This is a genomic window from Streptomyces sp. NBC_01320, from assembly GCF_035974375.1.
GTDB lineage: Bacteria > Actinomycetota > Actinomycetes > Streptomycetales > Streptomycetaceae > Streptomyces > Streptomyces yanii.
This window is the reverse complement of record NZ_CP108390.1, coordinates 4,442,227-4,465,651: the sequence shown is the minus strand read 5'-3', so window position 1 is coordinate 4,465,651 and position 23,425 is coordinate 4,442,227. Positions and strand designations below refer to the sequence as shown.

Annotated in this window: 17 protein-coding genes; 15 read left to right on the top strand and 2 right to left on the bottom strand. The window is 69.1% G+C overall.

Features of this window, described 5'->3' with window-relative positions:
* Positions 1-58 precede the first annotated feature (58 nt).
* Positions 59-1,492 (bottom strand): cytosine permease, encoded by a 1,434-nt coding sequence (locus OG395_RS20115; RefSeq protein WP_327244194.1) that lies wholly within the window; start codon positions 1,490-1,492, stop codon positions 59-61.
* Positions 1,493-1,618: 126 nt separating this feature from the next.
* On the opposite strand from OG395_RS20115, the gene ureA reads away from it, so the two are divergent.
* The 7 genes from ureA (at position 1,619) to cimA (ending at position 9,664) form a co-directional block, all read left to right on the top strand.
* Positions 1,619-2,302 carry an urease subunit gamma gene (gene ureA, locus OG395_RS20110; protein ID WP_266981180.1) on the top strand — a complete coding sequence of 228 codons (684 nt, stop codon included), beginning with the start codon at positions 1,619-1,621 and terminating at the stop codon, positions 2,300-2,302.
* Positions 2,302-3,984 carry an urease subunit alpha gene (locus OG395_RS20105; RefSeq protein ID WP_327244193.1) on the top strand — a complete coding sequence of 561 codons (1,683 nt, stop codon included), beginning with the start codon at positions 2,302-2,304 and terminating at the stop codon, positions 3,982-3,984. The genes ureA and OG395_RS20105 overlap by 1 nt, the downstream gene beginning before the upstream one ends.
* Before the next feature lie 92 nt (positions 3,985-4,076).
* Positions 4,077-5,096 (top strand): agmatine deiminase family protein, encoded by a 1,020-nt coding sequence (locus tag OG395_RS20100; RefSeq protein ID WP_327244192.1) that lies wholly within the window; start codon positions 4,077-4,079, stop codon positions 5,094-5,096.
* A gap of 3 nt (positions 5,097-5,099) precedes the next feature.
* The gene (locus OG395_RS20095) at positions 5,100-5,642 is read left to right on the top strand and encodes a hypothetical protein (protein ID WP_327244191.1); all 543 of its coding nucleotides are present in this window, start codon (positions 5,100-5,102) and stop codon (positions 5,640-5,642) included.
* Entirely contained in the window at positions 5,639-6,241 is a 603-nt protein-coding gene (locus OG395_RS20090) for a TetR/AcrR family transcriptional regulator (protein WP_327244190.1), read from the top strand. The genes OG395_RS20095 and OG395_RS20090 overlap by 4 nt, the downstream gene beginning before the upstream one ends.
* A gap of 201 nt (positions 6,242-6,442) precedes the next feature.
* Positions 6,443-7,777 (top strand): MFS transporter, encoded by a 1,335-nt coding sequence (locus OG395_RS20085; RefSeq protein WP_327244189.1) that lies wholly within the window; start codon positions 6,443-6,445, stop codon positions 7,775-7,777.
* Between the two features lie 279 nt (positions 7,778-8,056).
* On the top strand, positions 8,057-9,664 hold the full coding sequence (gene cimA / locus OG395_RS20080; RefSeq protein WP_327244188.1) for a citramalate synthase: 1,608 nt from the start codon (positions 8,057-8,059) through the stop codon (positions 9,662-9,664).
* 96 nt (positions 9,665-9,760) lie between these two features.
* Here the strand turns inward: cimA and OG395_RS20075 are convergent, their stop codons facing one another.
* Positions 9,761-11,629, bottom strand: coding sequence for a lectin (locus tag OG395_RS20075; RefSeq protein ID WP_327244187.1), 1,869 nt, complete (start codon positions 11,627-11,629; stop codon positions 9,761-9,763).
* Positions 11,630-11,909: 280 nt separating this feature from the next.
* On the opposite strand from OG395_RS20075, the gene OG395_RS20070 reads away from it, so the two are divergent.
* From OG395_RS20070 to OG395_RS20035, 8 genes are all read left to right on the top strand, one after another.
* The gene (locus OG395_RS20070) at positions 11,910-12,884 is read left to right on the top strand and encodes a LacI family DNA-binding transcriptional regulator (RefSeq protein WP_327244186.1); all 975 of its coding nucleotides are present in this window, start codon (positions 11,910-11,912) and stop codon (positions 12,882-12,884) included.
* A gap of 220 nt (positions 12,885-13,104) precedes the next feature.
* Entirely contained in the window at positions 13,105-14,784 is a 1,680-nt protein-coding gene (locus OG395_RS20065; RefSeq protein WP_327244185.1) for an ABC transporter substrate-binding protein, read from the top strand.
* 21 nt (positions 14,785-14,805) lie between these two features.
* Complete coding sequence (locus OG395_RS20060) at positions 14,806-15,852, top strand: ABC transporter ATP-binding protein (RefSeq protein ID WP_327244184.1); 1,047 nt, start codon at positions 14,806-14,808, stop codon at positions 15,850-15,852.
* Positions 15,849-16,829: an ABC transporter permease gene (locus tag OG395_RS20055; protein WP_327244183.1), complete on the top strand. Its 981-nt coding sequence runs from the start codon at positions 15,849-15,851 to the stop codon at positions 16,827-16,829. Before OG395_RS20060 ends, OG395_RS20055 begins: the two co-directional genes overlap by 4 nt.
* Before the next feature lie 3 nt (positions 16,830-16,832).
* Complete coding sequence (locus OG395_RS20050; RefSeq protein WP_327244182.1) at positions 16,833-17,810, top strand: ABC transporter permease; 978 nt, start codon at positions 16,833-16,835, stop codon at positions 17,808-17,810.
* Positions 17,807-18,820 carry an ABC transporter ATP-binding protein gene (locus OG395_RS20045; RefSeq protein ID WP_327244181.1) on the top strand — a complete coding sequence of 338 codons (1,014 nt, stop codon included), beginning with the start codon at positions 17,807-17,809 and terminating at the stop codon, positions 18,818-18,820. The genes OG395_RS20050 and OG395_RS20045 overlap by 4 nt, the downstream gene beginning before the upstream one ends.
* A 27-nt stretch (positions 18,821-18,847) precedes the next feature.
* Positions 18,848-20,266, top strand: a complete 1,419-nt coding sequence (locus tag OG395_RS20040) for a GH1 family beta-glucosidase (protein ID WP_327244180.1) — start codon at positions 18,848-18,850, stop codon at positions 20,264-20,266.
* Between the two features lie 47 nt (positions 20,267-20,313).
* Entirely contained in the window at positions 20,314-23,403 is a 3,090-nt protein-coding gene (locus OG395_RS20035) for a glycoside hydrolase family 3 protein (protein WP_327244179.1), read from the top strand.
* Positions 23,404-23,425: the final 22 nt, after the last annotated feature.

Genomic DNA, 23,425 nt, shown 5'->3' with positions numbered 1-23,425 from the left:
GGTCCCGTACCGCGACGCCCGCCCCGGCAGCAGCCGGGGCGGGCGTCGTCGTTCCCGCTCAGAACATGGCGGATGGCTGTGCCTCCGTGTCGGCCGACACCGCGGGCTCCGTGCGCCTGCCGCGCGTCAGCGCCGTGTACGCGACACCGCCCACCAGGCCCGACAACAGGAAGCTGCAGTCCACCCCGCCAGTCAGGGAGAGCAGCGGACCCTCGTACGAGGGCAGCGAGACGGCGGAGAGGCCCACTACCGCGCCCAGGGCCCAGGAGGCCGTGGCGGGCAGGTTCCAGCCGGCCGTGTACCAGTAGGCGCCGCCGCGCGAGCGCCGGTTGAAGACTTGGAGGGCCTCCGAGTCGTAGACACCGCGACAACGGACGGAGCCGATCAGGGTGATCACCGCCCACGGGGTGCCGATGGCGGTCAGCAGCAGGACGAACGAGGTCATCGCGGATTCGGCGTCCCAGGCGTAGTGGCCGACGAAGACGCACGCCGTGGCAACGCCCGCGACCGCGAAAGTGGCCTGGGGGCGCGAGGCGCGCGGCAGGATCGCGTCCAGATCGAGGCCCATGGAATACAGCATCAGGCCGGCGTTGCCGACCGAACCGGCGGAGGCGGCGAGCAGCAGCGGGATCAGGTACCAGGTGGGGGAGGCGTCGACGAGCGGGCCCGCATAGTCGAGGGCCGCCCGGGAGGCGTACGCCGTGAACGTACCGAAGAGCTGCGGAACGAGCAGACCGATCAGCAGGCCGATCCAGCTTGCGCGCAGCACGCTCCGGGAGGAGTGACGGTCCGGGGAGATGTACCGGGTGTAGTCGCCGAGCAGGGTGATGAACGCGATCGGGCCGCTCAGCCCTGCTGCGACCACGGCCAGCAGCCAGGTCGGCCAGAAGGATCCGAGCAGATAGCCGCCGGTGCCGGGCAATGCGGCGGTGGTGAAGTGCGGGGCGTACGCGACGATGCCCAGGATCAGCAGCGCGCTCATCGCGACGGCGAGGATGCGGGAGAGACGCAGCAGCATGCGGTAGCCGTAGACCGCGCCGATCACGGTGGCGGCGGCGAGCAGGGCATACACGGCCGCGTACGAGAGCCCCCCGGTCGACAGCCCGAAGAGGCGATGCATGGCGCCCACCATCGCGTCGCCGCCGATCCAGACGGTCAGCGCTGTGTAGCCGAGGGCGAGCAGCAGGCCGACGATCGAGCCGACCAGGCGGCCGCGCACACCGAACTGGGCACCGGAGGACGTGGAGAGGTTGGTTCCGGTGCGCAGCGAGACCAGGGCGAGCGGTGCCGTCAGCAGGGTGCCGAGCAGGGTGCCCGCGACGATCGAGCTCACCGAGGCCCACCAGTCCAGGCCGAAGGAAACCGGGAGCCAGCCGAAGATGATCACGCCCAGGCAGAGATTGGACCCCAGCAGGATCGAGACGAGGTCGCGCGGGGCGCTGGTGCGTTCCGCCTCCGGGATGGTGTCGACTCCGCGCTGTTCTACCGGCATGAGGACGCCCCTGACGTTCGACAGTTTGAGTGCCGCTCTATATGAGCCCAAGTGAAGCTCTCCGTCAATGGTTTCCAGATGGGAAAATCTTGATTAGAGTGATGCTCAAATTGGAGGTGTGCTGACGTGCGACTTACCCCTACCGAGCGAGATCGGCTCCTGCTCTTCGGTGCCGCCGAACTGGCACGGGCGCGCCGGGCGCGTGGACTGAGGCTCAATGTTCCCGAGGCGACCGCGCTCATAGCGGACACCGTCTGCGAGGCGGCCCGGGACGGAAAGCGGCTTGCCGAGGCGATCGAGGCCGCGCGCGGCGTGCTGGGGCCCGACGACGTCCTGCCCGGTGTGGCGGATGTGGTCACCGAGGTGCATGTGGAGGCCGTCTTCGACGACGGATCCCGGCTCGCGGTCGTCTCGAAGCCCATCGGGGGAGGGCTCGGCGACGCCGCACCCGGCGCCGTACTGCCCGCACCGCCGCACGCCGAGCCCGAGCCCGCGCTGCGGCTGACCGTGCACAACACCGCGACCGTCCCGGTCAGCGTCACCTCGCACTTCCACTTCTTCGAGGCCAACCCGCGCCTTGACTTCGACCGGGCCGCGGCGTACGGAATGCGGCTGTGCGTCCCCGCCGGATCGTCGGTCCGCTTCGACCCGGGCGGCGAGACCGAGGTCGGCCTGATGCCGATCGGCGGCGCCCGGATCGCGATCGGTTTCGCCGGCCTGGTCGACGGACCGCTGGACGCGCCCGGCGCGAAGGAAGAGGCCCTGCGGCGCGCGGCGGCCTGCGGCTATCTGGGAGCGGAGGACGCCTGATGGACCCCAACGAATACGCATCGGTCCACGGACCGCGCGCCGGAGACCGGGTTGTTCTCGGCGACTCCGGCCTGGTGGTGCGCGTCGAGTCGGATGCGCAGGCGCACGGCGACGAGTTCCTGGCCGGCTTCGGCAAGACCGCGCGCGACGGGCTGCACCTCAAGGCCGCGGCCGTACGCGACACCTGCGACGTCGTCATCAGCAACGTGCTGGTCATCGACGCTGTTCAAGGCATCCGCAAGGTCTCCATCGGCATCCGCGAAGGCCGGATCCACTCCATCGGACGGGCCGGCAACCCGGACACGCTCGACGGCGTGGACGTCGTCGTCGGCACGGGCACCACGATCGTGTCCGGCGAGGGCTTGATCGCGACGGCCGGTGCCGTGGACACCCACGTCCATCTGCTCTCGCCGCGCATCATGGAGGCCTCGCTCGCCTCCGGCGTCACCACCGTCATCGGCCAGGAGTTCGGCCCGGTGTGGGGCGTCGGCGTCAACTCGCCGTGGGCGTTGCGCCACGCCTTCAACGCCTTCGACGCCTGGCCGGTCAACATCGGCTTCCTGGCCCGCGGCTCGTCCTCCGACGACGCGCCCCTGGTGGAGGCGCTCGCCGAGGGCGGTGCATCCGGCTTCAAGGTGCACGAGGACATGGGCGCGCACACCCGTGCGCTCGACACCGCGCTGCGCGTCGCCGAGGAACACGACGTGCAGGTCGCCCTGCACAGCGACGGGCTGAACGAGTGTCTGTCCGTCGAGGACACCCTGCGTGTCCTCGACGGCCGGACGATCCACGCCTTCCACATCGAGGGCTGCGGCGGTGGACACGTACCGAACGTCCTGAAGATGGCGGGTGTGCCGAACGTCATCGGCTCGTCCACCAATCCGACCCTGCCGTTCGGCCGGGACGCGGTGGCCGAGCACTACGGGATGATCGTCTCGGTACACGACCTCAAGACCGACCTGCCCGGGGACGCCGCCATGGCGCGGGACCGGATCAGGGCCGGGACGATGGGCGCCGAGGACGTGCTGCACGACCTCGGCGCGATCGGCATCACCTCGTCGGACGCGCAGGGGATGGGGCGCGCGGGCGAGACCGTACGCCGCACCTTCGCCATGGCCGGGAAGATGAAGGCCGAGCTGGGCCCGATGGAGGGCGACGGCGCGCACGACGACAACGCCCGGGTGCTGCGCTATATGGCGAAGCTGACGATCAACCCGGCCATCGCGCACGGTCTCGCGCACGAGATCGGTTCGATCGAGGTGGGCAAGCTCGCCGACATCGTGCTGTGGAAGCCGCAGTACTTCGGGGCGAAGCCGCAGATGGTCCTGAAGGCGGGCTTCCCGGCGTGGGGCGTGACGGGCGACCCCAACGCGGCGACCGACACCTGTGAACCGCTGGTCCTGGGACCGCTGTTCGGGGGGCACGGCGCGACCCCCGCCGATATCTCGGTGGCCTTCGTGGCGAAGGCTGCGGCCGAGCTGGGCTCCGACCTGATGCCGACGCGACGGCGCAGGGTGGCCGTGCGCGGCACCCGCGGGATCGGCCCGGCGGATCTCCGCCTCAACTCCCGCATCGGGGAAGTGGCGGTGGACGGGCGCAGTGGGCTGGTCACGCTGGACGGTGCCCCGATGCGCTCGGAACCCGCCGAATCGGTGTCCCTCAACCGCCTCTATTTCCTGTAGGAGTGCCCGGCCGTAGGCGACGCCGCGAAGCCTGCTGCCGGGCACTCCAAGAACACAACCTTCCAGCACACAGCCTTGAGGAGTCCAACGACATGACCTTCCGTATGCCGCCCGAGTGGGCCCCGCACGAGCGCACCTGGATGGCGTGGCCGGGCCCCAACGTCACGTTCACCGGTGACGACCTTGCCGAGTCCCGCGAGGCGTGGGCCTCGGTGGCCCGGGCCGTACGCCGTTTCGAGCCGGTGACCATGGTCGTCGGGCCGGGCCAGTCGGAGGGCGCCCGTGCCCTCCTCGGCCCGGACATCGACCTGGTCGAGCGCGAGCTGGACGACGCCTGGATGCGCGACATCGGTCCGACCTTCGTCACGGACGGCACCCGATTGGCCGCCGTGGACTGGGTGTTCAACGGCTGGGGCGCACAGGACTGGGCGACCTGGGAACACGACGCGAAGATCGCCCGCCATGTCGCGGATCTCGCGGGGGTCCCCGTGCACAGCTCGTCTCTCGTCAACGAGGGCGGCGGCATCCACGTGGACGGCGAAGGCACCGTCCTCCTCACCGAGACCGTCCAGCTCGGTTCCGAGCGCAACCCGGGCTGGACCAAGGAGGAGGTCGAGGCCGAGATCCACGCCAAGCTCGGCACCACGAAAGCGATCTGGCTGAAGCGCGGCCTGACCGGTGACTACCCGCCCCACGGCTTCGGCACGCTCGGCCATGTCGACATCGTCGCCGCGTTCGCCGGCCCCGGAGTCGTCGTCGTCCACACCCAGCCGGACCCGTCCCACCCCGACCACGAGCTCTGCAAGGAGAATGTGGCCATGCTCAGGGCCCAGACCGACGCTCAGGGGCGTCCCCTGGAGGTCGTCGAGGTCCCTGCCCCGACCGTGGTGCAGGGCGAGGACGGTCACTGGGTCGACTACTCGTACATCAACCACTACGTCTGCAACGGTGGCGTGGTGCTGTGTGGCTTCGACGACCCCCGTGACGAGATCGCGGCAGGCATTTTCCGCCGTCTCCACCCCGAACGGACCGTGACCCTGGTCGACGCCCGTACGATCTTTGCCGGTGGTGGAGGCATCCACTGCATCACACAGCAGCAACCTAAGGTCTGATCCATGCCGAGCACCTTCCAGCACGCCGGACAGGGTTATGCGATCGAGCGCTTCTACTCGGTGCCGGACGACGCGTGGTATCTGGAGCTCGCCGAGACGGACCCTCCCGGCCGCACCTTCCTCACCGCGATCGTCCCGGACGAGGACCCGGACCGCACGCCCACGGTCTGCTTCGACGAGCAGACCGGGCACCGGGACATTCCGTACGCTGTCATGACCTGGTTCATGGAAGAGGCGGCCGAAGAGGTGCGCAGCAGCCGGGGCTGGATGGAGATCGCGCCCGAACTTCTGGGCATGACCAGGCAGTTGCGTCTGCTTCTGCCTGGTCTGACGGCCGAGGACGAGCAGTACCTCCCGCTGCTGGCGATCCTCGCGGAGCTGCTTACCGACGACGATCTCGGCACGGTGCTGTCCGCGGCCTACGACATGGACCCGCGGACGGTCCGGAGCGACGTGGCCGCGGCCCGCACACCTCCGCCTGGCGCCGTCGCCGAGTTGCGGGCGCTGCTCGCGTCGGACGGATGGACCCAGGGAGCCGCCCGATGACCCCCACCCCGCGCCGCCGCCGCAGCACCGCCCCGCCCCGCGAGGAGGTGCTGGCCGCCGCCATGGCCACCATCGCGGAGCGTGGGCTCGACGGGCTCACCATGGCCGGGCTCGGCCGTGACGTCTCCATGAGCAGCGGTCATCTCCTCTACTACTTCCGCACCAAGGACGAGCTGCTCCTGCAGACCCTGGAGTGGAGCGAGGGTCGGCTCGGCGCCGAGCGGCGGGAGTTGCTGGCCCGGCAGACACCCGTCCGCGAGCGGCTCGACGCGTACGTCGATCTCTACATCCCCGACGGCCACCGCGACCCGCACTGGACGCTCTGGCTGGAGGTCTGGAACCGCTCGCAGAACGCCGACGCCGACGCGCGCACCCGGCAGGTCGCGATCGAGGGGGCCTGGCACCGGGACCTCGTGGCGCTGCTGGCGGAGGGCGTATCGCGCGGGGAGTTCCGGGCCGTGGACGCGGATCGGTTCGCGACCCGGCTGCGCGCCCTGCTCGACGGGTTCAGCATCCATGTGGCGATCGGCCTGCCCGGCACCGACCGGGGCGGGATCCTCACTCACGTACGGGAGTTCCTGGACGAGGCGCTCGGCTGAGACCACCGATCGCCACCCCGGCGGCAGCCGGTTCCGCATCGGCGCGAGCCCGGCCGCACGCCGCCGCCGATCGGGTGCGGCGGACTGCCCGTACCGAAGCCTCCGTTCCCCCGGCCGTGAACGAAACGCACGTAAGTACGCGCGATCGTTGCCCCCTGCACGGTTGTTACGTTCCCGGCCGGTGCGGCACGGTGACGGACCATGGGACGAGAGCAATGGAAGAAAATCTGGGTCGGCTCCGCCGGCAACATGGTCGAGTGGTTCGACTGGTTCGTGTACGCGACCTTCGCGGTGTATTTCGCGGACTCGTTCTTCCCCGAAGGCAATGAGACCGCCAATCTCATGAACACCATGGGCATCTTCGCCGTCGGCTTCTTCATGCGGCCGGTCGGCGGCTGGATGCTCGGCCGGATCGGTGACCGCAGAGGGCGCAAGGCCGCGCTGACGCTCACCGTCACCCTCATGTCGGCCTCGGCGATCCTCATCGCCGTCGCACCGACGTACGCCGTGGCGGGCTACGGCGGCGTCGCCGTCCTGCTCGTGGCCCGGCTGCTCCAGGGCCTCTCCGTCGGCGGCGAGTACGCCGCCAGCGCCACGTACCTCACCGAGGCGTCCGCACCCCGCCGGCGCGGCTTCGCCTCCAGCTTCCAGTACGTGTCCATGACCGCCGGGCAGCTCGTCGGCCTCGGTCTCCAGATCGTCCTGCAGCGCACGATGTCCGACGCCGCCCTGCACAGTTGGGGCTGGCGCATCCCGTTCATCGTCGGGGCGTTCGGCGCGGCCGTCGTCTTCTATCTGCGCCGCTCCATGCTGGAGACCGAGGTGTACGCGGAGTCGGGCGCCGCCGACCAGGAGGACCGCGGCACGCTCAAGGCGCTGTGGCAGCACAAGCGCGAGGCGTTCCTGGTGATGGCGCTGACCATGGGCGGGACCGTCGCGTACTACACGTACACGACCTACCTCACCAAGTTCCTCTCGAAGAGCGCGGGCATGGAGAAGTCCACGGCCTCGCTCGTCAGCTTCTGCGCCCTGTTCGTCTTCATGTGCATCCAGCCGCTCGCGGGCATGCTGTCCGACCGGATCGGCCGCCGCCCGCTGCTGATCACATTCGCGGTCGGCTCGACCTTCCTGACCGTGCCGATCATGACCATGCTGAAGGACGCGGGCACCTTCTGGCCCGCGTTCGGCCTGGCGCTGCTCGCCCTGGTCGTGGTCACGGGCTACACCTCGATCAACGCCTGCGTGAAGGCCGAGCTCTTCCCGACCGGCATCCGCGCGCTGGGCGTCGCCCTCCCGTACGCCCTCGCCAACGCCCTCTTCGGCGGCACCGCCGAATACGTGGCGCTCTGGTTCAAGAAGGCCGGCATGGAGTCCGGCTTCTACTGGTACGTGGCGGGCTGCGCCGCGGTCTCCCTGGTCGTCTACCTGACGATGCGCGAGACCCGCGACATCGACCTGGGCCGGGTCGGCACGGTGGCTCCCCGGGACGGGCGGACGGAGCCGGCCGGAGCGACGAGCGTCACGCCCGCATCCTGAGACGGCCGACGGCACGGGGGCAGTGCTGTGCGAGACTGCCTCCGTGTCCTCGTTCGTCATGATTATTGGCAACAGGCGCGCCGGTCCGCAGTGACCGTTTCGTACCACCACGTACGGAGCGGCACCGTGCCCCAGACCCGCGCGCAGACCTCTCGCACCCGCGAGGGGTTTTTTCGTTTTCCGGCCCTCACCTCGGCCGGGGCGATGCGCGCGCGGGATGATGGGGGCAAGTGGAGCCCATTCGTCCGGATCCACTCATCCGACAGGAGTCAGACCAGCATGACCACCAAGGCCAAGCCCACCGACGACAGCTTCCATGTCTTCGACACCACACTGCGCGACGGTGCACAGCGTGAAGGCATCAACCTGACGGTCGCGGACAAGCTGACCATTGCCCGGCACCTGGACGACTTCGGCGTGGGCTTCATCGAGGGCGGCTGGCCCGGCGCCAACCCCCGCGACACGGAGTTCTTCGCCCGGGCCCAGCAGGAGATCGAGTTCAAGAACGCCGAGCTGGTCGCCTTCGGCGCGACCCGCAGGGCCGGAGCCAAGGCGTCGGAGGACCCCCAGGTCAAGGCGCTGCTGGAGTCCGGAGCCCCGGTGATCACACTGGTCGCCAAGTCGCACGACCGGCATGTGGAACTCGCCCTGCGCACCACCCTCGAAGAGAACCTGGAGATGGTCCGCGACACCGTCTCCTACCTGCGCGAACAGGGCCGCCGGGTCTTCGTCGACTGTGAGCACTTCTTCGACGGCTACCGCGCCGACCCCGAGTACGCCAAGGATGTCGTCCGGGCCGCCCACGGGGCCGGCGCCGACGTCGTCATCCTCTGCGACACCAACGGCGGGATGCTCCCCGCCCAGGTCCAGGCCGTCGTCTCCACCGTCCTCGCGGACACCGGCGCCCGGCTCGGCATCCACGCCCAGGACGACACCGGCTGCGCCGTCGCCAACACCCTGGCCGCCGTCGACGCCGGCGCCACGCACGTCCAGTGCACCGCCAACGGGTACGGCGAGCGCGTCGGCAACGCCAACCTCTTCCCCGTCGTCGCCGCCCTGGAACTCAAGTACGGCAAGAGCGTCCTCCCCGAGGGCGCACTCGCCGAGATGACCCGTATCTCGCACGCCATCGCCGAGGTCGTCAACCTCACACCCTCCACCCACCAGCCCTATGTGGGTGTTTCCGCCTTCGCCCACAAGGCCGGACTGCACGCCTCCGCCATCAAGGTCGACCCCGACCTCTACCAGCACATCGATCCGGCGCTCGTCGGCAACACCATGCGGATGCTCGTCTCCGACATGGCGGGCCGCGCCTCCATCGAGCTCAAGGGCAAGGAGCTCGGCATCGACCTCGGGGGCGACCGCGAGCTCGTCGGCCGGGTCGTGGAGCGGGTCAAGGAGCGTGAGCTCAGGGGCTACACGTACGAAGCCGCGGACGCCTCCTTCGAGCTGCTGCTGCGCGCCGAGGCCGAGGGCCGGGTACGCCGCTACTTCCGTACGGAGTCCTGGCGAGCGATCGTCGAGGACCGACCCGACGGCACGCACGCCAACGAGGCGACCGTGAAGCTCTGGGCGAAGGGCGAGCGGATCGTCGCCACCGCCGAGGGCAACGGCCCGGTCAACGCCCTCGACCGGGCGCTGCGCGTCGGCCTGGAGCGGATCTACCCACAGCTCGCCAAGCTGGAGCTGGTCGACTACAAGGTCCGCATCCTGGAAGGCCGCACGGGCACCGAGTCCACCACCCGCGTGCTGATCACCACGGGCGACGGCACCGGTGACTGGGCGACCGTCGGCGTCGCGGAGAACGTCATCGCCGCGTCCTGGCAGGCGCTGGAGGACGCGTACACCTACGGTCTGCTGCGGGCCGGGGTCGAGCCCACGGAGTAGTTCCCGGGCCCGGGGCGGTCCCACCGGGCTGCACGGCGGTCCGGGGCGGGCCCACGGCGTGGTCGCCGTGGGCCCGCCCCGGACCGGTTCGTTCACTTACTGGAGATGCCACTTCTGATTGGCCGCTCCGGTGCACGTCCAGATCTGGGCGCGCGCCCCGTTCGCCGTCGACTGGTCGGTGATGTCCAGGCACTTGTCCGCCGCCGTGTTGACGACGTCACCCGTCGAGGAGTTGTACGTCCAGCGCTGCGCCGACGAACCGTTGCAGGTGTACAGCTGGACCTTCGCTCCATTGGCCGTCGACGCAGACGTCACATCCAGGCAGGAACCCAACGCCTGGATGGAACCGTCCGCTGCGACCGTCCAGCGCTGGGCCGCCGAGCCATTGCAGTCATAGAGCTGGACGGCCGTCCCGTCGGTGCTGCTGCCGCCCGCGACGTCCAGGCACTTGCCCGCGGGGCCCGAGAAGACGCCGGAGGTACCGGTGGAGCCGGACGGGTTGCCGGACCAGGTGAACGTCGCCGAGGTGCGGCCCGGCAGCGAGTAGGTGAACTTCTGGCCGCCCCAGTTGACGGTCACCTGCTGCGCCGACGTGCCGCCGTTGTAGGCGATCAGCGCCTTCGAACCGTCCGGGTTGCGCCAGGCCACATTCGGCACCGTGGAGCTGGCGGTCGAGGCGACCCGCTGGGCGCCGGGCCGGACGAACTTCGTCAGATGACCCATCGTGTAGTACTCGATGGTGTAGTCGACCTGCCCGCTCCTGCTGTCCCCGTTGTGCACGGTGATCAGCCCGTCGCAGGTGCCGCAGCCGCCGTTGTGCGGGCCGCGGTTCTGGTCCACGGCCAGGGACCACTTGGTCACCGACTTCGCCCAGTTGCGGGTGTAGTCGACGATGTTGAGCATGTCCTCGCGCTGCTGGTCGGCGATCGAGGTGCCGCCCGAATGCTCGGTCTGGAAGGCGTCCATCGTCGGGTACCGGTTGTGCACGGTGGTCTGCTTGGTGACGTCACCGCCGTAGCCGTGCCACGCGACCCCGCCGAAGTTCGGGTGGTTGCGCACCGTCGGGTCGTCCACCGTGGCCGCCGCGTAGGCGTCGTAGGTGTCCCAGTTCCAATCGTGGGCGAGGGCCTTGGTGGCGAGCCCCGCGGACTGAAGTTTGGGCAGCAGCTCGCTCTTGGTGAAGTAGGCGAGCCCCGAGCCGTTCCAGCTCATCGACGGATAGCCGGAACAGCAGGTCGGTTCGTTCTGCACGGTGACGTAGTCGACCGGAATGCCCTGGTCCCTGTACGCCTGGAGGTACTTCACGAAGTAGTTGGCGTAGGCGCCGTAGTTCTCCGCCTTCAGCCAGCCGCCGTTCAGCTGGCCGCTGTCCTTCATCCAGGCCGGCGCGGTCCACGGCGACGCGACCGTCGTCAGCGCCGGGTTGAGCTGTTTGGCCTGCTTGGTCAGCGGGAGCACGTCCTCCAGATCGTGTGCGATCGAGAATTTCGCCAGCGAGGGGTCGGTCTGGCCGGACGGTACGTCGTCGTACGTGTAGCCGGTTCTGGCGAGGTCCGATCCGCCCATCGGATTGCGTACGAACGAGAGCCCGATGCCCTCGGTGGGGGAGAAGAGCTTCCTCATCGTCGCGTCGCGGGTCGCCTGGCTGAGCGCCCCGCTGCTCTTCATCAAGTACGCGGCCGTGTCGGTGAACGAGGCGCCGCCGCCCGTGAACGTCTGGTAGCGGGTGTTCTCGTCGACCGTGATGTTCGTACCGCTGCCACCGTTACCGGAGCCGAAGGCGACCGGGGTCTGTGCCTCCAGTCCGCGGGTGACATGCCGGCCACCGGCGTCGTCCGTCGTGGTCAGCGCGATGTTCACGGTCTCACCGGCGGCCTGCGCCGTACCGGACGAGAGCCCGCTGAGACCCGCGGTCGCGAGCACTGCGGCGACCAGCGCCCGAGCCGCTCTGCTTGATCTGATCATGGGCTGCTGCCTTTCTCGGCAGGGACTGTGGGGGAGTTGCCGTCGATCGAGGCGTGAGTGAACTGCTGTTATCGACTTGCGTCAAGGGGGCGTGCGTTCACAACTTGAACGCACAACACGTCCTGCCTGCTGGGGAGATGGGTACGGACCAATGTCGACGTGAAGTATTGACGGCACTGTTCCAGCGGGGTTAACTCACGCCGCAACGCCGGTACCGGTTCCGGAACCGGTTGCGGTACCGGTTTCAGTTCCCTGTCATGCCTTGCCCTGGAGGCCCCCGATGCGAGTCACCATCGCCGATGTCGCCCGCGAGGCCGGCGTCAGCAAGACGACCGTGTCCCGGGTCATCAACACCAAGGGCGAAGTGGACGGTTCCACGGCCGCCCGCGTTCGTGAAGTGATCGCACAGCTGGGTTACGTACCCAGCTCGGGCGCCGTCGGACTGGCCCGCGGAAGCAGCCGTACGGTCGGCATGCTGGTGCCCTCGCTCACCTGGCCGTGGATGGGCGAAGTGCTCCAGGGTGTCGTCGACACCGTCGAAGCGGCCGACTACGGGCTGCTGCTCTTCACCTGCAACCGGGGTGCGGAATCGGTGGAGCGCTTCACCAGTCAGGTGTCGGCGCGCGCCTTCGACGGACTCGTCGTCGTCGAACCCGAGAACACCCTCGATCACCTCACCGCACTGCACCGCGGTGGTCTGCCGATCGTGCTGATCGACGACCGCGGCCACCACCCCGAGTTCGCCTCCGTCGTGACCACCAACCGCGAAGGAGGCGCGTCCGCTGCCCGCCATCTGCTGGCCGCGGGACGCACCAGGCCCCTGGTCCTCACAGGCCCCCAGCACTTCGGCTGCGTGCGCGACCGGCTGGACGGATTCCGTACGGTTCTGCCCACCGATCTCGTCGTCCAGGGGGACTTCACCGAACGGTGCGGCCGCCAGGCCGTGGAGCAACTCCTGGCAGACGGCGTGGAGTTCGACTCGGTCTTCGCGCACAACGACATCAGTGCGGCAGGCGTGCTGCGGGCGTTGCGCGCGGCCGGACGGTCCGTGCCCGACGACATCGCGGTGGTCGGCTTCGACGACATCCCGATGGCCGAGCACACCGAACCGCCGCTGACCACCGTGCGCCAGCCCACTCGGCAGATGGGTGAGACGGCGGCGCGGTTGCTCCTCTCCCATCTGGGTGGCACCGCCGTTCCGGACGAACCGGTCGTGCTGCCCACCGAACTGGTCGTGCGCCACTCGGCGCCGTAGCGGTCCGGCCGGGATCCCTTTCCGGCCGCCCGCACCCCCGTATCGCCTCCGCGCCTCCCCGCGCGCCTCCGCACCACCGAGCACCGCACCGCGTCACCAGCACCACCGCGCGCCGCACAGCACCGCACCACTCCGCACTGCCCGTACCCGCGGCGTGCCGAGCGCTGCCCACCCGCCGTATCCCGGATCTCCCAGACCCGCAGTCCCTTCTGGAGTCGCCATGTCCGTACGCCGTCGTCACACACTGAGAGCGCTCTCACTCGCCACCGTCGTGGTCGCTCTCGCCGCCGGTTGTTCGTCCGCCAACTCGGGTGCCAACAAAGGGGGTGGCGCCGCCTCCGGCGTGCTGACCCTGGGCAAGCCGGACGGACCGCAGACGAACAACAGCAACCCGTTCCTCAACACCTCGGCGGGTGCCACGCTCGGCTACCGCTACATGATCTACGAGCCGCTGGCGATGACGAACCAGATCAAGCCTGCGGACAAGGCGGAGCCGTGGCTGGCGACCGACTGGACGTGGGAGAACAACTTCACCAAGGTCACCTTCAGCCTCGACCCCAAGGCGAAGTGGGCCGACGGCAAGCCGCTGACCGCCGATGACGTCGCCTACACCTTCAACCTGCTGAAGACGCACTCGGCGCTCAACTGGAACGGCATCCCCTTCGACGGGGTGGCCGTCGAGGGCAAGAAGGTCGTCCTGACCTTCAAGAACTCCCAGTACGTCAACCAGAACAAGATCATCCAGACCTTCATCGTTCCCAAGCACATCTGGGAAGGCGTCAAGGACCCGGAGACCTGGCCCAACCGGAACCCGATCGGCTCCGGCCCGTACAAGCTCAAGACGTTCACCCCGCAGACCACCACGCTGACCGCCACGCCCACGTACTGGAAGGGCGCGACGAAGGTCAAGGAGCTGCGGTACAGCGCGTACAACGACAACAGCGCGGCGACCACGGCGCTGGCGAGCGGCAAGCTCGAGTGGTCGTTCGTCTTCATGCCGAACTACAAGCAGCTGTTCATCAACAAGGACCCCAAGAACCACAAGCTGTGGTTCCCCTCCGGGCTCGGCATCCACGGACTGTGGTTCAACACCGCCCGCAAGCCGTTCGACAACCCGGCCCTGCGCAAGGCCATGGCGATGGTCGTCGACCGCAAGGCGATCTACACCCAGGCCGAGGCGACGCTCTACCCGGAGATCACCAACCCGACCGGCATCCCGCTGCCCGCCGGTGACTCGTTCCTGGCGCCCGAGTACAAGAGCGCCACGACCGCGCCCGATGTGGCCGGTGCCAAGAAGGTCCTCGACGACGCCGGGTTCAAGCTCGCCGGCGGCGTGCTGAAGGACCCGAGCGGCAAGCCGGTGAAGCTCACGCTCACCGACCCGGCCGGCTGGAACGACTACATCACCGGGCTCTCCATCATCAAGGACAACATCAAGGAGCTCGGCATCGAGGCGAAGGTCAAGACGCAGACCGCCGAGGCCTGGGGCGCGGACGTCGCCAACGGCAACTTCGACGCCACCCTGCACTGGACCAACAGCGGTGCGACCCCGTACGACATGTACCAGAACATCATGGACGGCGCGATTCTCCAGCCCATCGGCAAGGCCTCCCAGACGGGCAACTTCGGCCGCTTCAAGAGCCCCGAGGCGACCCAGGCGCTCAAGGACTTCGCCAACGCGACCGATGAGGCCACCCGTACCGAGGCCATGAACAAGCTCCAGAAGATCATGGTCGAACAGGCGCCGATGATTCCGACGGCCGCCGCCCCCATCGGAGCCGAGTACTCCACGAAGAACTGGGTGGGCTGGCCCACCGAGGCCGACCCGTACGCCCCGCCGCAGCACACCCAGCCCTCCGTGCTGCAGATCGTGCTGAAGCTCAAGCCCGCCAAGAAGTAAGTACGGGGAAACGGACCGGCCATGACCACCACCACCGATCAGACCGACGACATCGTGCTCGAAGCACGCGGAGTCACCAAGCACTTCCCCGTCCGCCGCACCGGCCGCGATCTCGTCGCACGCCATCGCCGCACCGTTCACGCCGTCGACGATGTCTCGCTGCAACTGCGGCGCTCCACCGTCACGGCGCTGGTGGGGGAGTCGGGCTCCGGTAAATCCACCGTCGCCCGGCTGCTCTCCCAGCTGTATCCGCTCACCGACGGTGAGATCCAGCTGGAGGGCAAGGCGGTGAAGGCAGGCCGTGGCCGGTCCTTCCGCAGTTACGTTCGCCAGGTCCAGCTGATCTTCCAGGACCCGTTCGCCTCGCTCAACCCGGTGCACACCGTGCGCTACCACCTCACCCGGTCACTGAAGATCCACGGGCGGGAGGCGACCGGGACCGAACTCGCCGCGCTGCTGGAGCGGGTGCAGCTGACACCTGCCGCGCAGTATCTGGACAAGTTCCCGCACGAGCTCTCCGGCGGCCAGCGCCAGCGCGTCGCCATCGCCCGTGCGCTCGGTGCCGACCCGAAGGTCCTCCTCGCCGACGAGCCCGTCTCGATGCTCGACGTCTCCATCCGGCTCGGCGTCCTCAATCTCCTGCGCGACCTCAAGGAACGCCTCCATCTGGCGATCCTCTACATCACCCACGACATCGCGTCCGCCCGGTACTTCGCGGACACCACGCTCGTGATGTACGCGGGCCGGATTGTCGAGGGCGGCGACAGCGAGACCGTCACCCAACGCCCCGCCCACCCCTATACGCAGCTGCTCATCGCTTCGGCGCCCGACCCGGACCGGGTGGTCGCCGAGGAGGAGCAGGAAGAGGCAGGCAGCGGCGAACCGCCTTCGCTGATCGCCCCGTCGGCCGGCTGCCGCTTCCACCCGCGCTGCCCCAAGGCGCTGGAGCGCTGCCGCACCGAACTGCCGCCGCGTTTCGACCTGGCGGACGGCCAGTGGGCGGCCTGCTGGCTGTACGCCGACGCCGCGGAAGCCGCCGACGACCACCAGAAGGAGGCTGCGAAGTGAAATACCTGCTGCAACGGCTCGCCTTCTACCTGGTCACCGCGTGGGCTGCGATCACCATCAACTTTCTGATCCCGCGCCTGATGCCGGGCGACCCGGTCCAGGCCCTCCTCTCCCGCTTCCAGGGCCAGCTCGACACCAGCGCCATCAACTCGCTCACGGCGCTCTTCGGCCTGAACAAGCACCAGTCGCTCTGGGAGCAGTACACCGATTACTGGTCGCATCTGCTCGACGGCGACCTCGGGCTCTCCTTCACCTTCTTCCCGACGCCGGTCAGCGAGGTGATCGGCCAGTCGCTGCCGTGGACGCTCGCGCTCGTCGGTGTCACCACCCTGATCAGCTTCGCGCTCGGTACCGGCATCGGCGTCTTCACTGGCTGGCGGCGCGGTTCCTGGATGGACAGCCTGCTGCCCGTCACCACGTTCATCTCCGCCATTCCGTACTTCTGGCTGGGGCTGATCGCCATCGCGCTGTTCGCCAACAAGTGGTCGCTCTTCCCGGAAGCGTTCGGGTACGACAACGCCCTGGTGCCGGCCTTCGACTGGCCGTTCATCTCCAGCGCGCTCTACCACGCCGTGCTGCCCGGCCTGACGATCGTGCTCAGCGCGGTGGCCGGCTGGATCCTCGGCATGCGGAACATGATGGTGACGGTGTCCAGCGAGGACTACGTCATGGTCGCCCAGGCCAAGGGGCTCTCCGAGCGCCGGGTGATGTTCGGTTACGCGGCACGCAACGCGATCCTGCCCAACATCTCCGGCTTCGCCCTCTCCCTCGGCTTCATCGTCAGTGGCACGCTGCTGGTGGAGATGGTCTTTACCTACCCGGGCATCGGCTACCAGCTCTTCCAGGGCGTGGCTGCCAAGGACTACCCCTTGATGCAGGGCATCTTCCTGATCATCACTCTCTCCGTCCTCGCGGCGAATCTCCTCGCCGACGTGATCTACATGGTCCTCGACCCCCGTACCCGAAGGGAGGCCTAGGACATGGCTGTCACCGCTGCCGAGGTCGCCGTACTCGACGCGACCGAGCCCCCGACGCCCAGCAAGCGCAGCTTCCGCTTCCTGCGCGGCCGCAAGACTGTCATCGGCCTCGGGATCCTGCTGTTCTTCGTCGTGATCGCCGTCATCGGGCCGTGGATCGCCCCCTACGACCCCGACACCATGAGCAACGAACTGCTCCAACCGCCGTCCGGCGAACACTGGTTCGGCACCACGCAGACCGGTCAGGACGTGCTCTCGCAGATCCTCGTCGGCACCCGCGGCGTCCTGGTCGTCGGCTTCGTCGCCGGTATCTTCGCGACGATCCTGTCCGTACTGATCGGCGTCAGCGCCGGCTTCCTCGGCGGCACCGCCGACGAGCTGCTCTCGGTGCTCTCCAACGTCTTCCTGGTCATCCCGGGACTACCGCTGATCATCATCATCGCCAGTCTCGTCTCCGACGCCGGTGACCTCCTGATCGCCAGCGTCATCGCGCTCACCTCGTGGGCCTGGGGCGCACGTGTCCTGCGCGCCCAGACGCTGTCGCTGCGGCGCCGGGACTACGTCGAAGCGGCCCGCGCCACCGGCGAGTCCACCTGGCGGATCATCCTCTTCGAGGTCCTGCCGAACCTGACGGCCGTCATCGCCTCCGGCTTCGTGGGCACGGTGATCTTCGCGATCCTTTCCGAGATCACCCTCGCCTTCATCGGCGTTGCCGACATCTCCGACTGGAACTGGGGGACCGTCCTGTTCTGGGCGCAGTCCAACCAGGCGCTGGCGCAGGGCGCGTGGTGGTGGTTCGTCCCGGCGGGGCTCTGCATCGCCCTGCTCGGCATGTCGCTGGGCCTGATCAACTTCGGCATCGACGAGTTCGTCAACCCCCGCCTGCGTACGGAGACCGGCGCGTCCAGGAAGGTCCGGATGCGGGTCGGTTTCACCCCCGTGGCACGCACCGGCACCACGGAGAAGGAGACCCGCTCATGAGCGAGCCCGTCCTCACCATCAGCGGCCTGAACGTGGACTACGGGACCGGGGACGCCGCCGTGCACGCGCTGCGCGACATCGACCTCACCCTGCACCGCGGCGAAGTCCTCGGCCTGGCGGGCGAGTCGGGCTCCGGCAAGTCCACCCTGGCGTACGCCGTCACCCGGCTGCTCTCCCCGCCCGGTGTGATCACCGGCGGCGAGGTCCACTACCACCGGCGCGACGGCGAAGCGCTCGACCTGCTGACCCTGTCGGCGCCCGAACTCCGTGCCTTCCGCTGGCAGGAACTGTCGATCGTCTTCCAGGGCGCGATGAACTCGCTCAACCCGGTGCACACGGTCCACAGCCAGCTCACCGACGTACTCAAGGCGCACCGCCCGGAGATGAAGCGGCCCGAACGCACCGCCCGCGCCAAGGAGTTGCTGGCCCTCGTCGGCATCTCCGCGGACCGGCTAGCCGCCTACCCGCACCAGCTCTCCGGTGGCATGCGCCAGCGCGTGATGATCGCGATGGCGCTTGCCCTGGAGCCCGAGATCGTCATCATGGACGAGCCCACGACGGCCCTGGACGTCGTCATGCAGCGCCAGATCCTGCGCCAACTGGTCAAGCTCCGCGAGGAGCTGGGCTTCTCCGTCGTCTTCATCACCCACGACATCTCGCTGCTGATCGAGTTCTCGGACCGGATCGCCATCATGTACGGCGGCCGGATCGTCGAGGCGGCCGGTGCCTCCGACATCTACCGCGACCCCCGCCACCCCTACAGCGACGGACTGCTGCACTCCTTCCCGGCGCTGCACGGCCCCCGCCGCGAACTCACCGGCATCCCCGGCTCGCCCCCGCATCTGTCCGCGATGCCGGAGGGCTGCGCCTTCCACCCCCGCTGCGGCAAGGCGCTCGACCCGTGCGCCACCCAGGTGCCGGTCCTGGCCCGACCGGACGGGGACGGCTCCCGCACGGTGGCCTGCTGGCTCCATCAGCCCACGCCGGCCACCGCCGCCCCCCGCTCGTAGCGACCCCACGCACACCACAGGAGAACCATGAACCTCGTCATCCCCCAGGGATACGCTCGCGAGATTGCAGCCGAGCCCGTTACCGGTCTGCCCGCCGACTTCCGCTGGGGCGTTGCCACCGCCGCGTACCAGATCGAGGGAGGGGCCGCCGAGGACGGCAGAACCCCGTCGATCTGGGACACGTACTGCAGGGTGCCGGGCATGGTCGTCCGCGGTGAGAACGGCGATGTGGCCTGCGACCACTACCACCGGATGCCCGAGGACGTGCAGCTGATCGCGGACCTGGGCGTCGACACGTACCGCTTCTCGCTCGCCTGGCCGCGCATCCAGCCCGGCGGCCGCGGCCCGGCCAACGCAAAGGGACTCGACTTCTACAAGCGCCTGGTCGACGAGCTGGAGTCGAAGGGCATCACTCCCTGGATCACGCTCTACCACTGGGACCTGCCGCAGGAGCTGGAGGACGCGGGCGGCTGGCCGGCCCGGGACACCGCCTACCGCTTCGCCGAGTATTCCGCCCTCGCCTACGACGCGCTCGGCGACCGGGTCAGGCACTGGACCACGCTGAACGAGCCCTGGTGCTCCGCGATGCTCGGATACGCGTACGGAAGCCAGGCCCCCGGCCGTACGAACTTCGGCGAGGCGATCCACGCCGTCCACCACCTCCTCCTCGGCCACGGGCTCGCCTCCCAGTACATCCGCGAGACCGCCGCCGCCCGGGGCAACGAGCTCGAACTGGGCATCACACTCAACCTCGGCACCGCCACACCCGAGACCGACAGCCACGAGGACGCCGAGGCCTGCCGCCGCGCCGACGGGCTCGGCCGTCGCCTCTACCTGGACCCGCTGGTCAAGGGCGCCTACCCCGAGGACGTCGTCGCCGACCTCGCCCTGCGCGGCGTCGAACTCCCTGCCCAGGGCGGCGACCTGGAGGTCATCTCCACCCCGATCGACATCCTCGGCGTCAACTTCTACCGCGGCACGCTCTTCTCCGGCGTCACCGAGGACGGCTCCCCGCTGGACGCCGACGGCCTGCCCGTCACCCGCGGCGTGGAGCGCGATCTGCCGCGTACGGCCATGGACTGGGAGATCACCCCCACTGCCCTCACCGACCTGCTGGTGGGGCTGGAGAAGGACTACGGCATCCCGACCGTCATCACCGAGAACGGCGCCGCCTTCGACGACACCGTCTCCGAGGACGGCCGGATCCACGACGCCGACCGCACCACCTACCTCGCCGACCACATCGCCGCCGTGGCCGCCGCCCGCGCCGAAGGAGCCGATGTCCGGGGCTACTTCGCCTGGTCGCTGCTGGACAACTTCGAGTGGTCCTACGGCTACGACAAGCGGTTCGGCATCGTCCGCGTCGACTACGACACGCAGGAGCGGACGCTCAAGGACAGCGCCGAGTGGTACCGCGACACCATCCGTCTCACCCGGGACGCATAAGCCCCCCGCACCGCTGCGACAGAAGATTCGTGTCCGAAGGAGCCGCAATGCCATCACGCACCCGCCGGCACAGCCGGTACCGGGCCAGACCGACGACAGCGGCGCTCGCCGCCGTCACCGTCCTGGCCGGCCTGCTCGCCGGAGCCGTCCCGAGCGCCACCGCGGCGACGGCGGACGACCCGGCACCTGTCCTCGTCGACCGCTTCGAGGGCGAGGTCCCGTTCGCCAACCAGCCCGCCGACGGCATCTTCACCTGGGGCGGCGACTCCGACGACCCGCCCACCCTGGCCCTCAAGGACCGCGCCGACGCCCCCGAGGGCGCCAAGGTCCTCGAAGGCACCTACGACATCAGCGGTTACGGCGGACTCAGCCACGACTTCGCCGCCGACCAGCCCGCCCACGACTGGTCGGCCCACAAGGGCATCCGCTTCTGGTGGTACGGGCAGAACACCGCGCCGCTGCCGCCCGGTTCGGGCAAGAGGATCAACTTCGAGATCAAGGACGGCGGCGCCAACGGCGAGGCCTCCGAGCTGTGGACCACGTCGTTCACCGACGACTGGGAGGGCTGGCACCAGGTCGAGATCCCGTTCACCGACTTCGTGTACCGCACCGACTACCAGCCCGTCGGCGGCATCGACCAGGTCCTCGGCCTGGACCAGATGTGGGGCTACGCCGTCACACTGCCGACCGGCGCCCCCGGCTCGTTCGCCATGGACGGCGTGGAGCTGTACGGGAAGGCGGACGCCGCACTGAAGGCGAGCGTCGTCACGGACGCGGCCGTCCACACGGTGAAGGAGGGCGGCACCGCTGACATCGATGTCTCGGTCGCCACCACCGGCTCCGTACCGATCGAGGAACCCGTCACCGTCGCGTACGAGACGAAGGGCGGCAGCGCCGAGGCCGGCACGGACTACACGCCGGTCAGCGGCACGTACACCTTCCCGGCCGGCACCGCGTCCGGGACCTCGCACCGGATCTCGGTCGCCACCAAGAAGGACGGCCTCGCCGAGTCCGCCGAGACGATCCCGCTCGAACTCACCGTGACCGGAGCCAAGCCGCCGAAGGAGAACCCGCAGGTCGTCATCGACGCCCACGGCCTCCCGTACCTCGACCCGAAGCTCCCGGTGAAGAAGCGCGTCGCCGACCTCCTGTCCCGGATGTCGCCCGCCGAGAAGGCCGGCCAGATGACCCAGGCCGAGCGCAACGCGCTGAAGTCGCAGGGGGACATCGCCACGTACGACCTCGGCTCGCTGCTCTCCGGCGGCGGCTCCGTCCCCACGCCGAACACGTCCGAGGCCTGGGCGAAGATGGTCGACTCCTACCAACTCCGGGCGCAGGCGACCCGCTTCCAGATCCCGCTGATCTACGGCGTGGACGCGGTGCACGGGCACAACAACGTCATCGGCTCGACGATCATGCCGCACAACATCGGCATCGGCGCCGGCCGCGACCCGAAGCTCGCCGAGGCGACCGGCGCGGTCACCGCGAGCGAGGTCCGCGCGACCGGCATCCCGTGGGACTTCGCGCCCTGTCTCTGTGTGACCCGCGACGAGCGCTGGGGCCGTTCCTACGAGTCGTACGGTGAGGACCCGGCACTCGTCGAGTCCATGGAGACGGTCATCCAGGGCATGCAGGGCAGCGCGTCCGGCAAGGACCTGAAGCGCAACGACAAGGTCCTGGCCACCGCCAAGCACTACGTCGGCGACGGCGGTACGGAATTCGGGTCGTCCACCACCGGTTCGTACACCATCGACCAGGGCGTCACGAAGGTCACCCGGAAGGAGCTCGAAGCGGTCCACCTCGCCCCGTTCGACGAGGCGGTCAAGCGCGGTGTCGGCACGGTCATGCCGTCGTACTCCTCGCTGGACATCCTCGGCGACGACGAGGGCCCGGTGAAGATGCACGCCAACGCCGAGATGATCAACGGCGTGCTCAAGGACCGGATGGGCTTCAAGGGCTTCGTCATCAGCGACTGGCAGGCCATCGACCAGATCCCCGGCGACTACGCGAGCGACGTCCGTACGTCGATCAACGCCGGACTCGACATGATCATGGTCCCTACGGCGTACCGGGACTTCACCAAGACGCTTCAGGACGAGGTCACCGCGGGCCGGATCAGCCGGGCCCGGATCGACGACGCGGTGACCCGCATCCTGACCCAGAAGTTCCAGCTCGGTCTCTTCGAGAAGCCGTACGCGGACACCACGAACATCGGCCGGGTCGGCTCGGCCGCCCATCGTGCGGTGGCCCGTGAGGCGGTGGCCAAGTCGCAGGTCCTGCTGAAGAACGACGGTGCGGTGCTGCCGCTCAAGGCCTCCCAGAAGGTGTACGTCGCCGGATCCAACGCCGACGACATCGGCAACCAGGCCGGCGGCTGGACCGTCAGCTGGCAGGGCTCGTCCGGAAAGATCACCACGGGCACGACGATTCTGGACGGCATCAAGAAGGACGCAGCCTCGGCCACGTACTCCAAGGACGCCTCCGCCTCCACGGACGGCTACGACGTCGGAGTCGTGGTCGTCGGCGAGACCCCGTACGCCGAAGGCATCGGCGACGTCGGCAACGGCAACGACCTGGAGCTCACCGCCGCCGACAAGGCCGCGATCGACAAGGTCTGCGCCGCGATGAAGTGCGCGGTCCTGGTCGTGTCCGGCCGCCCGCAGCTCATCGGCGACCGGCTCGGCGACATCGACGCACTCGTCGCGTCGTGGCTGCCCGGCACCGAGGGCGACGGGGTGGCGGACGTGCTGTACGGGAAGCGCGCCTTCACCGGACAGCTGCCGGTCACCTGGCCGAAGTCCGAGTCGCAGCTGCCGATCAACGTCGGCGACGCGACGTACGACCCGCAGTTCCCCTACGGCTGGGGACTGACCACGCTGAAGAAGGCTCCGACCGGCGGCGAACTGACTCTCACCGCGCTCACGGTCGCCGCGCAGGTCGCGGAGAAGGCCGGGCTGGGCAGGACCGCGGCGGGGAAGGCGATCGTCGACCAGGCCAGGCTGCTGGTGCAGCAGAGGACCGGCGGGAAGCCGACCGCGGCGATGTCCAAGCCGTTCGCCGACGCGGACCATCTGCTGCTCACCGGAGATCTGACCGGGGCGCTGGCCAAGCTGAAGGCGGCGTACCGGGCCGCCTGAGGCGCACAGGAGTTGGGCGGGC